We start from the raw sequence: 13,616 nt of genomic DNA on the forward strand, positions 1-13,616 counted from the left end.
AACCCCGCCCTTAAAAGCGGGGTTTTTTTATGCCCGGGATTTGGTATTCGCAGCCACTGGTGCCTGATAAAAAATGTGGGAGGGGGCTTGCCCCCGATGACGGCTTAGCAGTCGGCACTTGCTTTGACTGATACACCGCTATCGGGGGCAAGCCCCCTCCCCCATTCAGGCATTCAAACTGCGCCGCTATTGAAACAACGACTCGCTCGACAGGCCATTCTTCTCCAGGATCTCACGCAAGCGCTTGAGCCCTTCCACCTGGATCTGACGCACCCGCTCACGGGTCAGCCCAATCTCCAGGCCCACATCCTCCAGGGTGCTGCTCTCATGACCGCGCAGGCCGAAGCGGCGAATCACCACCTCACGCTGCTTGTCCGTGAGTTCAGACAGCCACTGGTCGATGCTTTGAGACAAATCATCATCCTGCAACAGCTCACAAGGATCCGTCGGGCGATCATCCGTCAAAGTGTCCAGCAGGGTTTTATCCGAATCCGGCCCCAGCGACACATCGACCGAAGACACCCGCTCATTGAGACCAAGCATGCGCTTGACCTCCCCTACCGGCTTCTCCAGCAGGTTGGCGATCTCTTCAGGTGACGGTTCGTGATCGAGCTTCTGCGTCAGCTCACGGGCGGCCCGCAGGTAGACATTGAGTTCCTTGACCACATGGATCGGCAAGCGAATCGTCCGGGTCTGATTCATGATCGCCCGCTCGATGGTCTGGCGAATCCACCAAGTGGCATAGGTAGAAAAACGAAAGCCCCGCTCGGGATCGAATTTCTCAACTGCCCTGATCAGGCCCAGATTGCCCTCCTCAATCAGGTCCAGCAGCGACAACCCACGATTGACATAGCGTCGGGCGATTTTCACCACCAGGCGCAGGTTGCTTTCAATCATGCGCTTGCGCCCAGCCGGATCGCCCTTTTGCGACAAGCGCGCAAAGTGGACTTCTTCCTCGGGGGTCAGCAAAGGGGAAAAACCGATCTCATTAAGATACAGCTGGGTCGCGTCGAGCGCCCGCGTGTAATCAATGTATTTGTGTTGCTTTAACGCGGAGGAGTTCTTGGATTTGGTTCGAACTGAAGGTGTAGCAGGTCCCTCATTCGACATCGATTCCATAGCGATGCCGCTCTCCATAAGGAGAACCTCATCGTCGATGTCAAACTCCGGCGCTTCTTTACTGAGAGCCATTGTTATAGTCCTTTGGTGAGTTCGACCTCAAGCTCAAGCGACGCCTTTATCCTTGGCAACGCTGGAGCCTGTTCCTTCTACGCGAGGAACAGGCTGGCAACACATCAACGACGGGGTAGGAATTGCAGTGGATCTACAGGCTTCCCTTGACGGCGAATCTCAAAGTGCAGTTTCACCCGGTCCGTACCAGTTGACCCCATTTCGGCAATTGTCTGTCCGACTTTGACCTGCTGCCCCTCCCGAACCAACAGCCTGCGGTTATGACCGTAAGCACTGACGTAGGTATCGCTGTGTTTGATGATGACCAGTTCGCCGTAACCCCTTAGACCACTCCCGGCGTACACCACTGTCCCATCAGACGCAGCTAAAACAGGCTGTCCCAAATCCCCGGCGATATCAATGCCTTTATTCAAACTACCGTTTGAAGAGAATTTTCCAATCAGCACTCCATTTGAGGGCCATCCCCACCCGGTAGGTGCAGGACCTGCAGGAGGTTGCGGCGCCGGTGCTGGTTTGCTGGCGGAGGTCGAGGCCGCAGTACCGGCAGGCCGCGTAATGACGGTGGTTTTACTGGAGGACGAAGGTGAGGATGCGGTGCTTGTCACAACCGCCGTAGGGGCCGAGCCGGTGCGTCCATCGAAGCGAATCGTTTGACCCGGATGGATCGTATAGGGCACAGGAATATTGTTTCGAGCTGCGAGAGCCTTGTAATCCCAGCCATAACGGAAGGCGATCGAGAATAACGTGTCGCCCTTACGCACCACATACTGCCCGGTGGTGACCGTGGGCTTCTGCGGGGCGGAATTATTACGATCAACGACCCGTGCGCCACTGCTTGGCGAGCTTGAACAGCCGACCAACACGGAACTGAACACAAGGCCAAGCACCAGTCGCTGAAAACTTGTTTTACTCATACGCTGCGCAAGACCTGTGAGACTCACCCGCCGCTCCCTTTGTGGTGACTGAATATGAACGCCCATAGCAGGCTTGAAAGATGACGCAAGTATAACTGGGCACTGAAGTTTTACTGGCACCCGCGCGAAACCGATGTGCAAGCGCGTGGAATGTAGCCGCCCAGCATGTTGACTTGATAGACCCCGCCGTAAGACACATCCGCATCAACAGAATTCACTGGCCGCGCAAATTGATCAGGCCAGCGGGCCATTGAGCAGGGGCACAAAGCGCACGGCACCCAGTACATGTCGTGAAAAGCCTTCGTCCTCACGAACAATCAGCATCAGCTGCTGCACTTCACCGGAACCGACCGGAATGACCAGGCGCCCGCCCGGTGCCAGTTGGTCGAGCAACGCCTGCGGTACATCGGTGGCCACTGCGGTAACGATAATGCCGTTATAGGGTGCCAGCGCCGGCCAGCCTTCCCAACCATCTCCCCAGCGGAACACCACGTTGCGCAGGTTTAACTCCACCAGGCGTTCCTTGGCGCGGTCCTGCAACACTTTGATACGCTCCACCGAAAACACCCGCTCCACCAGCTGCGACAGCACGGCTGTCTGGTAGCCGGAACCGGTACCGATCTCCAGCACCTTGTCCAGCGGCCCCGCCGCCAGCAGCAACTCGCTCATACGCGCAACCATGTACGGCTGGGAAATCGTCTGGTTATGCCCGATGGGCAGCGCGGTGTCTTCATAGGCGCGATGGGCCAGGGCCTCATCGACAAACAGATGCCGCGGCGTGCGCCGGATCACTTCCAACACCTGGGCGTTGGAAAGCCCCTCTTCGTACAGGCGCTGGATCAAGCGCTCGCGAGTACGCTGGGAGGTCATCCCAATGCCGCGACGCAGCAGATCGTCTTGTTCACGAGCCATCAGCGCAGCCCCTCCAGCCAGCCATCGAGACTACCGAAGGCATCACTGAAGGTGCGATCGAGTTGCAACGGAGTAATCGACACATAACCTTGCATCACCGCGTGAAAGTCGGTGCCGGGGCCGCCATCTTCAGCGTCACCGGCGGCCGCGATCCAGTAACCCTCCTTGCCACGCGGGTCGACCACCTTCATCGGCGCCGCCGCGCGGGCGCGATGGCCCAGACGCGTGAGCTGGATACCGCGAATATGGTCGAGGGGCAAGTTGGGGACATTGACGTTCAGTACCGTACGCGGCGGCAGGTCCAGGGAACCGTGGGCCTCGACCAGCAAACGTGCGAAATGGGCAGCGGTCGGCAGGTTGTCGAGCTGGCGCGAGGCAAAAGAGAAGGCTAACGAGGTGCGCCCCAGGAAGCGCCCTTCAAGGGCGGCGGCCACGGTGCCCGAATACAACACATCATCGCCCAGGTTGGCGCCGAGGTTGATACCCGACACCACCAGGTCCGGCTCCTGCTCCAACAGGCTGTTGATCGCCAGGTGTACACAGTCGGTGGGGGTGCCGTTCACACTGATAAAGCCATTGGGCAGAACGTGCGGATGCAGCGGACGGTCAAGCGTCAGCGAACTGCTGGCGCCGCTCTTGTCCTGGTCGGGGGCAACCACTATGCACTCGGCATAATCCTGCAGCGCGGCATGGAGCGCGGCAAGGCCGGGTGCGGTGGCACCGTCATCGTTTGATATCAGAATACGCATGGGCTGTCCGTCTGCCCCACCGGCACCAGATCAACAAGCTCGCGCACCAAGACAGTGGCGAAGCATCCGGCCGGCAGGACGAATTCCAATTGCAGAATGTCAGGCCCGGGATAATGCCACGTCAACCCGCCAATGGGCAGTCGAAGAATACGACGTTCCTGGCTCATGCCCGCCTTCACCAGCCAATCACGCAGGTCGGCTTCGCTGGCGGCAACCGCCTGTTCCAGCTCGAAGGTGGCGCCGGCGGCAGGCGAATTGCCTTCGCCCCATTGCGGCCCTGTGGGGTGCAAGTCCAGGATCGCCAGGCGCGGGTCGTTGCACTCGGCCTCGCCCGCCGGGAAAAAACTGCGGCTGTCGGTAAACGCCAGCAAGTCGCCCACCTGGGCGCGCTGCCAGGAGCCATCGGCCACGCGCGCCGCCAGGACTTTGTTGAATAGAAAACTGCGCGCGGTGGACAGCAGCCGCGAGCGCACATTGCGTTGCTCGGGCAAGGCTTTGCGCGCTGCCCAGTCGCGCGCGTCAACGACGTTGCCACCGTTATGCCCAAAGCGCTGGGCGCCGAAATAATTGGGAATGCCATGCTGGGCAATCAGTTGCAAGCGCGCGTCGATCGCGGCGGTATCGGCCACCAATTGGGTCAGGCGCAAGGTGAAACCGTTGGCCGAATGTGCGCCGCGCTGCAACTTGCGTTTATGCCGAGCGGTTTTGAGGATAGTGAGGCTGTCGTTTTCAGCGGCGCTCATGTCCGGGTCGGCCTTGCCGGGCAATTGCACGCTAAACCACTGACGGGTCAGTGCCTGGCGATCCTTGAGCCCGGCATAACTGACGGTGCGCAACGGTACGCTAGCGGCCTTGGCGATACGCCGCGCTGCCTCTTCGGTGTTCAAGCCGCGCTTTTCCACCCACAGCCACAGATGCTCACCCTCGCCGGTCAGCGGGATATCGAGCACTTCGTCCACTTGGAAATCTTCGGCCGTGGCTTTCAGTACAGCACTGCCCAATGCCTCGCCATAGGCCCGCGGGCCCAGCAGTTGCAGATCACTCATGCGCGCAGCAACAAGGCGACGGAGTGCACCGCAATGCCCTCTTCACGACCGGTAAACCCGAGCTTTTCGGTGGTGGTGGCTTTCACGTTGACTTGATCCAATTCAATTTGCAGGTCCGCGGCAATCAGCGCGCGCATGGATTCGATATGGGGTGCCATTTTCGGTGCCTGGGCCACGATAGTGTTGTCGACATTACCGACCTTCCAGCCTTTTGCATGGATCAGGCCGACCACATGGCGCAGCAGCACCCGGCTGTCGGCACCTTTGAAGGTGGGGTCGGTGTCTGGAAAATGCTTGCCGATATCACCCAATGCCGCCGCGCCGAGCAACGCATCGCTCAAAGCATGCAGCACAACGTCGCCGTCGGAATGAGCCAGCAACCCATGGTGGTGTGCAATGCGCACGCCGCCCAAGGTGATGAAATCGCCCTCAGCGAAACGGTGCACATCGTAGCCGTGGCCAATACGCATAAAAAAACGCCCCGATTTAATTCAGGGCGTGATTCTACCTACTTTTGCCTCACATTAACCGAGCAAAGCACGACCATGGTGTCGCAAATGATCTTCGATGAAGCTGGCGATAAAGAAGTAGCTATGGTCGTAGCCAGGTTGCAGCCGCAGTTCCAGCGGATGGTTGGCCGCTTTCGCTGCCTGCTGCAGGGCTTCGGGCTTGAGCTGCACGGCAAGGAAATCGTCGCGATCGCCCTGATCCACCAGCAGCGGGAGCTTGTGCGAGGCTTCACTGATCAGTACGCAGGCATCCCACTCGCGCCACTTTGAACGTTCTTCACCCAGGTAACGGGAGAACGCTTTCTGGCCCCATGGGCAGTCCATGGGGTTGCTGATCGGCGAAAATGCCGACACCGACAGGTAACGCCCCGGGTTGCGCAACGCACACACCAAAGCGCCATGCCCGCCCATGGAGTGGCCGCTGATGCCGCGCTTATCGGACGCAGGGAAATGCGCCTCCACCAATGCCGGCAATTCCTGCACAACATAGTCATGCATCCGATAATGCTTGGCCCAAGGTTCTTGGGTGGCGTTCAGGTAGAACCCGGCGCCAAGGCCGAAGTCCCAGGCGTTGTCCGGGTCACCCGGCACACCGGGCCCGCGAGGGCTGGTGTCCGGGGCCACGATGATCAAACCAAGTTCGGCGGCCATGCGCTGGGCGCCGGCCTTTTGCATGAAATTCTCATCGGTGCAGGTCAGGCCGGACAGCCAGTACAGCACCGGCAGCTTGCCGCCCTGCTCGGCTTGCGGCGGCAGGTAGACTGCGAAGGTCATGTCGCAACCGAGCACATCGGAATGATGTTTATAGCGTTTATGCCAGCCGCCGAAGCTTTTCTGGCACGACAGGTTCTCCAGACTCATGGCCGACCTCAAAAGTGAATGACGGTACGAATGCTCTTGCCTTCATGCATCAGGTCAAACGCCTTGTTGATGTCTTCCAGGCCCATGGTGTGGGTGATGAACGTATCCAGCGGGATTTCGCCGGTCTGGGCCATCTCCACGTAGCTTGGCAATTCGCTGCGACCGCGTACGCCGCCGAACGCCGAACCGCGCCAGACGCGACCGGTGACCAGTTGGAACGGACGGGTGGAAATTTCCTGGCCGGCACCGGCAACGCCGATGATCACCGACTCGCCCCAGCCTTTGTGGCAGCACTCAAGGGCCGCGCGCATCAGCTGCACGTTGCCGATGCACTCGAAGGAAAAGTCCACGCCGCCATCGGTCAGGTCGACGATCACGTCTTGAATCGGGCGATCGTAGTCTTTCGGGTTGATGCAGTCGGTGGCGCCCAGTTGCTTGGCGATTTCGAACTTGGCCGGGTTGATGTCGATGGCGATGATACGTCCGGCCTTGGCCTTGACCGCACCGATCACCGCCGACAGACCAATACCGCCCAGGCCGAAGATGGCGACAGTGTCACCCGGCTTGACCTTGGCGGTGTTGATCACCGCACCGATACCGGTGGTCACGCCGCAACCGAGCAGGCAAACCTTCTCCAACGGTGCTTCTTTGGGAATCTTGGCCACGGAAATTTCCGGCAGCACGGTGTACTCGGAGAACGTCGAGGTACCCATGTAATGGAAAATTGGCTGACCTTTGTAGGAAAAGCGCGTTGTGCCATCGGGCATCAAGCCTTTGCCCTGGGTGGAGCGAATGGCCTGACACAGGTTGGTTTTACCCGAGCGGCAGAATTTGCACTGGCCACATTCCGGGGTGTACAGCGGGATCACATGGTCGCCGACCGCAACGGAAGTCACGCCCTCACCGATGGCTTCGACCACTGCGCCGCCTTCGTGGCCGAGAATCGACGGGAAGATGCCTTCCGGATCGGCGCCCGAGAGGGTGTAGGCGTCGGTATGGCACACGCCGGAGGCAACCACCCGCAACAGCACTTCGCCGGCCTTGGGCATGGCGACATCCACTTCTACGATTTCGAGGGGCTTCTTGGCTTCGAAGGCTACGGCGGCGCGAGACTTGATCATCCGGGTTTCTCCATGGGTTAACAACTGAGGCTGAGAGTGTAAAACATGGCCGAATGATTAATAATCCAGTCAAAAGCAAAACTTTATTGCTGCACAGGGATAATCACTATGCAGGAAAACCGCTGGGAAGGCATCGACGAGTTCGTCGCAGTCGCCGAGTGCAGCCAGTTCACCGCCGCCGCTGAGCGTCTTGGGGTTTCGTCATCCCATATCAGCCGGCAAGTCGCGCGCCTGGAAGACCGACTGCAAACACGGCTGCTTTATCGCAGTACCCGCAAGGTCACCTTGACCGAGGCCGGCCAGACCTTTTTGCAGCATTGCCAACGCCTGCAGGATGGCCGCGAAGAAGCCTTGCGTGCCGTGGGCGACCTGACCAGCGAACCCAAGGGCATGTTGCGCATGACCTGTGCCGTGGCTTACGGCGAGCGCTTTATCGTGCCGCTGGTGACCCGATTTATGCGCCTGTATCCACAGCTGCGAGTGGATATCGAACTGAGCAACCGTCAGCTGGACCTGGTGCACGAAGGCCTCGACCTGGCGATTCGCCTGGGCCGCCTGCAAGACTCGCGTATGGTCGCCAGCCGCCTCGCGCCGCGACGCATGTACCTGTGCGCTTCACCGTCCTACCTGGCACGGTATGGTCGGCCACATAGCTTGTCGGAATTGACTCGGCACAATTGTCTGATCGGCAGTTCGGACATTTGGCAATTGGCCCAGGACGGACGCGAATTTGCTCAGCGCGTGCAGGGAAACTGGCGCTGCAACAGTGGGCAAGCCGTGTTGGATGCGGCGCTGCAAGGTGTGGGTTTGTGCCAGCTGCCGGACTATTACGTGCTGGAGCACCTGCACACGGGCGCACTGGTGTCGCTGTTGGAGGCCCATCAACCACCGAATACGGCGGTGTGGGCGCTGTATCCGCAGCAACGACATTTATCGCCAAAGGTCAGGAAGTTGGTGGATTTCTTGAAGGAGGGCTTGGCCGAGCGGCCGGAGTACAGCGGTTGAGTATTGGATGTCTAGATGGGGCTCATCGCGGGCAAGCCCGGCTCACACAGTTGACTGAGCGGCATGGGGAGAAGGTGATTGAATGTGGCTTGCCTGCGATGAAGTCGACCCGGTGCAACTGACTATCGACGATTGGCCCAACGCAGTCGTAACCACTCCAGATCTTCCGGACGGGTCACCTTGATATTATCCGAGCGCCCTTCGATCAAGCGCGGCGCCTGCCCGGACCATTCCATCGCCGAGGCTTCATCAGTGATCAGCGCATCGGCCACCAGGCTGTCGGCCAATGCGCGGTGCAAGGCCCCGAGGCGGAACATCTGCGGCGTATAGGCTTGCCAGATCAAACTGCGGTCGACGGTTTCCACCACCCGCCCCTGCTTGTCGATGCGCTTGAGGGTATCGCGAGCCGGCACGGCCAGCAGGCCACCGACCGGATCGTCCGCCAACTCAGCCAGCAATTTATCGAGATCATCACGGCTCAGGTTAGGCCGCGCCGCATCATGCACCAAGACCCAATCGTCATCGCAGGCGCCCAGGGCATTGAGCTGCAGCAGCGCGTTGAGTACCGAGCCCGAACGCTCCGCACCACCATCCGCGCGTTGGATACGCGGGTCGGCAGCACACGCCAGGGCGGGCCAATAAGGATCATCAGAAGCGAGGCTGACCACCAGCCCCTTGAGCAAGGGGTGGTCGAGGAAACAGCCGAGGCTGTGTTCGAGAATCGTGCGTCCGCCCAGTTGCAGGTATTGCTTGGGACGGTCCGCGGCCATACGGGCACCAACGCCCGCGGCAGGAATCACGGCCCAGAAGGCCGGCAAACGCTGACTCATTGGGCCAACTGGTAGAGGGTTTCACCCTCCTTGACCATGCCCAACTCATGGCGAGCCCGCTCTTCGACGGTCTCCGTGCCCTTTTTCAACTCAAGGACCTCGGCATCGAGCACGCGGTTGCGCTCCAGCAAGCGTTCGTTCTCGGCACGCTGATCGGCAATTTGTTGGGTCAGGTCTTTTACCTGCGCAAAGCTGCCATTACCTACCCATAGGCGGTACTGCAGGCCAGCCAGCAGCAAGAGCAAGACAAGAAACAACCAATTGGGACTGCGCATCGAATATCGGGTATCCAGTGGAAAAAGACAGCCATGCAAAACTTTTGAAGCAACTGATAGCACGAAGCCTGGAAGAACCAGGCTTGTGCTAGATAGTCACCAGATTAACGCCGAAATTCACCCTGTCGTGAGTTTTCCGACGCAATCCGCCGACTTTTTACCATTTAACCCTCAGCCGCGAAACTCACCGCGACCGTTGTACTTGGCTTTGCCAGCCAGTTGCTCTTCGATACGCAGCAATTGGTTGTACTTGGAAACACGGTCGGAACGGCACAGCGAGCCGGTCTTGATCTGGCCAGCCGAGGTGCCCACGGCCAGGTCGGCAATGGTCGAGTCTTCGGTTTCGCCGGAGCGGTGCGAGATCACAGCGGTATAACCTGCGGCCTTGGCCATCTGGATGGCTTCCAGGGTCTCGGTCAGGGTACCGATCTGGTTGAACTTGATCAGGATCGAGTTGGCGATCTTTTTATCGATGCCTTCTTTCAGGATCTTGGTGTTGGTCACGAACAGGTCGTCGCCCACCAGTTGGATCTTCTCGCCGATCTTGTCGGTGAGAATCTTCCAGCCATCCCAGTCGGACTCGTCCAGGCCGTCTTCGATCGAGATGATCGGGTAGCGCTGGGTCAGGCCCTTCAGGTACTCGGCAAAACCTTCGGAGTTGAACACCTGGCCTTCGCCGGACAGGTTGTATTTACCGTCTTCGTAGAACTCGCTGGCCGCGCAGTCCAGGGCCAGGGTCACGTCGGTGCCCAGGGTGTAGCCAGCGTTGGCCACGGCTTCGGAGATAACTTTCAGCGCATCTTCGTTGGACGCCAGGTTCGGTGCGAAACCGCCTTCGTCGCCGACCGCAGTGCTCAAGCCACGGGCTTTGAGTACGGCTTTGAGGTGATGGAAAATCTCGGTGCCCATGCGCAGGCCTTCGGAGAAGGTCTTGGCGCCAACCGGCTGCACCATGAATTCCTGGATGTCGACGTTGTTATCGGCATGCTCGCCACCGTTGATGATGTTCATCATCGGTACGGGCATCGAGTAGACGCCTGGGGTGCCGTTCAGGTTGGCGATGTGCGCGTACAACGGCAGGTCCTGGTCCTGGGCAGCGGCCTTGGCGGCGGCCAGGGATACGGCGAGGATGGCGTTGGCGCCCAGGCTGCCTTTGTTGTCAGTGCCGTCGAGCTTGATCATCGCGTGGTCCAGGGCTTTCTGATCCAGCGGGTCTTTACCCAGCAGCAGGTCACGGATCGGACCATTGATGTTGGCGACAGCCTTGAGGACACCCTTACCCAGGTAACGGCTCTTGTCGCCATCACGCAGTTCCAGCGCTTCGCGCGAACCGGTGGAAGCACCGGACGGCGCACAAGCGCTGCCGATGATGCCGTTATCGAGAAGCACGTCGGCTTCGACGGTGGGGTTGCCACGGGAGTCGAGAACTTCACGACCTTTGATGTCGACGATTTTTGCCATTGTTGTAAACACTCCAAAGTTGACGAAAACGACGCAGCTGAAGGAAAACTTTTGACCGACCGCAAGGGTGGAACAACGGGGCAGGCTTGCAGGCGACAAGACTCAGGCCCGCAGGCCTGAGCGTTTAGCGTGGGATACTCTACCGGAGAAACCCGGCTTACGCGGTCTCTACCGTCGGAAAACTCTTGACCAGTTCGTCCAACTGCTTGAGCTGGGCCAGGAACGGTTCAAGTTTATCCAGGCGCAGGGCACAAGGGCCGTCGCACTTGGCGTTATCCGGGTCCGGGTGGGCTTCCAGGAACAGGCCGGCCAGGGATTGGCTCATGCCGGCCTTGGCCAGGTCGGTGACCTGGGCGCGACGCCCGCCTGCGGAGTCCGAGCGACCACCGGGCATTTGCAGCGCGTGGGTCACGTCGAAGAACACCGGGTATTCGAACTGTTTCATGATGCCGAAACCGAGCATGTCCACCACGAGGTTGTTGTAGCCGAAGCTGGAACCGCGCTCGCAGAGGATCAACTGGTCGTTACCCGCTTCCACGCACTTGCTCAGGATGTGTTTCATTTCCTGAGGCGCAAGGAACTGGGCTTTCTTGATATTGATCACTGCACCGGTCTTGGCCATGGCGACCACGAGGTCGGTCTGGCGCGACAGAAAGGCCGGCAACTGAATGATGTCACACACTTCGGCGACCACGGCCGCCTGCGCAGGCTCGTGGACGTCAGTGATGACCGGCACGCCGAAGGCTTGCTTGATGTCCTGGAAGATCCGCATGCCTTCTTCAAGGCCTGGGCCGCGATAGGACGTCACAGACGAACGGTTGGCCTTGTCGAAGCTGGCCTTGAATACATAAGGGATGCCCAGCTTCTGGGTGACCCGCACATATTCTTCACAGACCTGCATCGCCATGTCGCGACTTTCCAGTACGTTCATGCCGCCGAACAGCACCATGGGCTTGTCGTTGGCAATCTCGATATCGCCTACGCGAATGATCTTCTGGGCCATCGGTTTACGCCTTCTTCTGATGTTGCGTCAGTGCAGCTTTGACGAAACCGCTGAACAGTGGGTGACCGTCGCGCGGTGTCGAGGTGAACTCGGGGTGGAACTGGCAAGCCACGAACCACGGATGATCCGGCGCCTCGACCACTTCAACCAACGCGCCATCGCCCGAGCGACCGGAGATTTTCAGGCCGGCCTCTTTGATCTGCGGCAGCAGGTTGTTGTTCACTTCGTAGCGGTGACGGTGACGCTCGACGATCACGTCCTTGCCGTAGCAGTCGTGAACCAGCGAGCCCGGCTCCAGCAGGCAATCCTGCGCGCCCAGGCGCATGGTGCCGCCCAGGTCGGAGGCCTCGGTACGTACTTCGACCGCACCGGTGGCGTCTTCCCACTCGGTGATCAGGCCCACGACCGGGTGACCGCTCTTGCTGTCGAACTCGGTGGAGTTGGCGTCTTTCCAGCCCAACACGTTCCGGGCGAATTCGATGACGGCCACTTGCATGCCCAGGCAGATCCCCAGGTACGGAACCTTGTTCTCACGGGCGTACTGAACGGCCGTGATCTTGCCTTCCACGCCGCGCAAGCCGAAGCCGCCAGGTACGAGGATCGCATCCACGCCTTCGAGCAGCGCAGTGCCTTGGTTCTCGATGTCTTCGGAATCGATGTAGCGCAGGTTGACCTTGGTGCGGTTGCTGATACCGGCGTGACTCATCGCTTCGATCAGCGACTTGTACGCGTCCAGCAGCTCCATGTACTTGCCGACCATGGCGATGGTGACTTCGTGCTCAGGGTTGAGCTTGGCGTCGACCACTGCATCCCACTCGGACAAGTCCGCGCCGCCACACTGCAGGCCGAAACGTTCGACCACAAAATCATCCAGACCTTGCGAATGCAGGATGCCCGGGATCTTGTAGATGGTGTCGGCGTCTTCCAGGGCAATTACCGCACGTTCTTCAACGTTGGTGAACTGCGCGATCTTGCGACGCGAGGAAATGTCGATCGGATGATCGGAACGGCAGACCAGCACGTCCGGCTGCAGGCCGATGGAACGCAGTTCCTTGACCGAGTGCTGGGTAGGCTTGGTTTTGGTTTCGCCGGCGGTGGCGATGTATGGCACCAAAGTCAGGTGCATCAGCATCGCGCGCTTGGCGCCGACTTCGAAACGCAACTGGCGGATGGCTTCGAGGAACGGTTGGGATTCGATGTCACCCACGGTGCCACCGATCTCGACCATCGCCACGTCAGCATCGCCCGCACCCTTGATGATGCGGCGCTTGATTTCGTCAGTGATGTGCGGAATAACCTGGATGGTCGCACCCAGGTAGTCACCACGGCGCTCTTTGCGCAGCACGTGTTCGTAGACACGGCCGGTGGTGAAGTTGTTGTTCTGGGTCATGGTCGTGCGGATGAACCGCTCGTAGTGGCCCAGGTCCAGGTCAGTCTCGGCGCCGTCGTGGGTGACGAACACTTCACCGTGCTGGAACGGGCTCATGGTGCCCGGGTCGACGTTGATGTACGGGTCCAGCTTGAGCATGGTGACTTTAAGCCCCCGCGCCTCCAGGATGGCCGCCAATGAAGCGGAGGCAATGCCTTTCCCCAATGAAGAAACAACACCGCCCGTGACGAATATGTAGCGCGTCATGAAAAACCCTAGAAGTCTGCGTTAAAGCGGTCCGAGCCGCCGGGGAAAGCGAAGAGAGGCCGAAGCCCCCGATCACCTGCATTAATCACAGTGCACCTTTCAA

14 protein-coding genes are annotated in these 13,616 nt (G+C 59.6%); 1 reads left to right on the forward strand and 13 read right to left on the reverse strand.

Annotated elements, in window-relative coordinates:
- Nucleotides 1-186 precede the first annotated feature (186 nt).
- The 8 genes from rpoS to ABX75_RS04670 form a co-directional block, all read right to left on the reverse strand.
- Entirely contained in the window at nt 187-1,191 is a 1,005-nt protein-coding gene (gene rpoS / locus ABX75_RS04635) for an RNA polymerase sigma factor RpoS (RefSeq protein WP_034096265.1), read from the reverse strand.
- Between the two features lie 104 nt (nt 1,192-1,295).
- The gene (locus ABX75_RS04640) at nt 1,296-2,132 is read right to left on the reverse strand and encodes a peptidoglycan DD-metalloendopeptidase family protein (RefSeq protein WP_040267494.1); all 837 of its coding nucleotides are present in this window, start codon (nt 2,130-2,132) and stop codon (nt 1,296-1,298) included.
- Between the two features lie 207 nt (nt 2,133-2,339).
- Nucleotides 2,340-2,975, reverse strand: a complete 636-nt coding sequence (locus tag ABX75_RS04645) for a protein-L-isoaspartate(D-aspartate) O-methyltransferase (RefSeq protein WP_169867554.1) — start codon at nt 2,973-2,975, stop codon at nt 2,340-2,342.
- 41 nt (nt 2,976-3,016) lie between these two features.
- On the reverse strand, nt 3,017-3,766 hold the full coding sequence (gene surE, locus ABX75_RS04650) for a 5'/3'-nucleotidase SurE (RefSeq protein ID WP_047881540.1): 750 nt from the start codon (nt 3,764-3,766) through the stop codon (nt 3,017-3,019).
- Entirely contained in the window at nt 3,754-4,812 is a 1,059-nt protein-coding gene (gene truD / locus ABX75_RS04655; RefSeq protein ID WP_040267493.1) for a tRNA pseudouridine(13) synthase TruD, read from the reverse strand. The genes surE and truD overlap by 13 nt, the downstream gene beginning before the upstream one ends.
- Nucleotides 4,809-5,282, reverse strand: a complete 474-nt coding sequence (gene ispF, locus ABX75_RS04660) for a 2-C-methyl-D-erythritol 2,4-cyclodiphosphate synthase (protein ID WP_012722614.1) — start codon at nt 5,280-5,282, stop codon at nt 4,809-4,811. Before ispF ends, truD begins: the two co-directional genes overlap by 4 nt.
- A gap of 54 nt (nt 5,283-5,336) precedes the next feature.
- Nucleotides 5,337-6,182 (reverse strand): S-formylglutathione hydrolase, encoded by an 846-nt coding sequence (gene fghA / locus ABX75_RS04665; RefSeq protein WP_034096260.1) that lies wholly within the window; start codon nt 6,180-6,182, stop codon nt 5,337-5,339.
- Nucleotides 6,183-6,190: 8 nt separating this feature from the next.
- Nucleotides 6,191-7,303 (reverse strand): S-(hydroxymethyl)glutathione dehydrogenase/class III alcohol dehydrogenase, encoded by a 1,113-nt coding sequence (locus ABX75_RS04670; protein WP_034112177.1) that lies wholly within the window; start codon nt 7,301-7,303, stop codon nt 6,191-6,193.
- A gap of 108 nt (nt 7,304-7,411) precedes the next feature.
- Between ABX75_RS04670 and ABX75_RS04675 the strand changes: the two genes are divergently transcribed.
- On the forward strand, nt 7,412-8,308 hold the full coding sequence (locus ABX75_RS04675) for a LysR substrate-binding domain-containing protein (RefSeq protein WP_047881541.1): 897 nt from the start codon (nt 7,412-7,414) through the stop codon (nt 8,306-8,308).
- A gap of 122 nt (nt 8,309-8,430) precedes the next feature.
- On the opposite strand, the gene ispD is transcribed toward ABX75_RS04675, so the two are convergent.
- The 5 genes from ispD to ABX75_RS04700 all read right to left on the reverse strand — a co-directional run bounded on the left by ispD (nt 8,431) and on the right by ABX75_RS04700 (nt 13,513).
- Nucleotides 8,431-9,138, reverse strand: a complete 708-nt coding sequence (gene ispD, locus ABX75_RS04680; protein ID WP_047881542.1) for a 2-C-methyl-D-erythritol 4-phosphate cytidylyltransferase — start codon at nt 9,136-9,138, stop codon at nt 8,431-8,433.
- Nucleotides 9,135-9,413 carry a cell division protein FtsB gene (gene ftsB, locus ABX75_RS04685; RefSeq protein ID WP_034096256.1) on the reverse strand — a complete coding sequence of 93 codons (279 nt, stop codon included), beginning with the start codon at nt 9,411-9,413 and terminating at the stop codon, nt 9,135-9,137. Before ftsB ends, ispD begins: the two co-directional genes overlap by 4 nt.
- Nucleotides 9,414-9,584: 171 nt before the next feature.
- On the reverse strand, nt 9,585-10,874 hold the full coding sequence (gene eno / locus ABX75_RS04690) for a phosphopyruvate hydratase (protein ID WP_034096255.1): 1,290 nt from the start codon (nt 10,872-10,874) through the stop codon (nt 9,585-9,587).
- A 157-nt stretch (nt 10,875-11,031) separates the two neighbouring features.
- A complete protein-coding gene (gene kdsA, locus ABX75_RS04695; RefSeq protein ID WP_034096254.1) occupies nt 11,032-11,877 on the reverse strand; it encodes a 3-deoxy-8-phosphooctulonate synthase in 846 nt (281 codons plus the stop codon).
- A gap of 4 nt (nt 11,878-11,881) precedes the next feature.
- Nucleotides 11,882-13,513, reverse strand: a complete 1,632-nt coding sequence (locus tag ABX75_RS04700; RefSeq protein ID WP_034096253.1) for a CTP synthase — start codon at nt 13,511-13,513, stop codon at nt 11,882-11,884.
- Nucleotides 13,514-13,616 lie beyond the last annotated feature (103 nt).

Source organism: Pseudomonas sp. ARP3, assembly GCF_001029595.1.
Classification (GTDB): domain Bacteria; phylum Pseudomonadota; class Gammaproteobacteria; order Pseudomonadales; family Pseudomonadaceae; genus Aquipseudomonas; species Aquipseudomonas rhodesiae.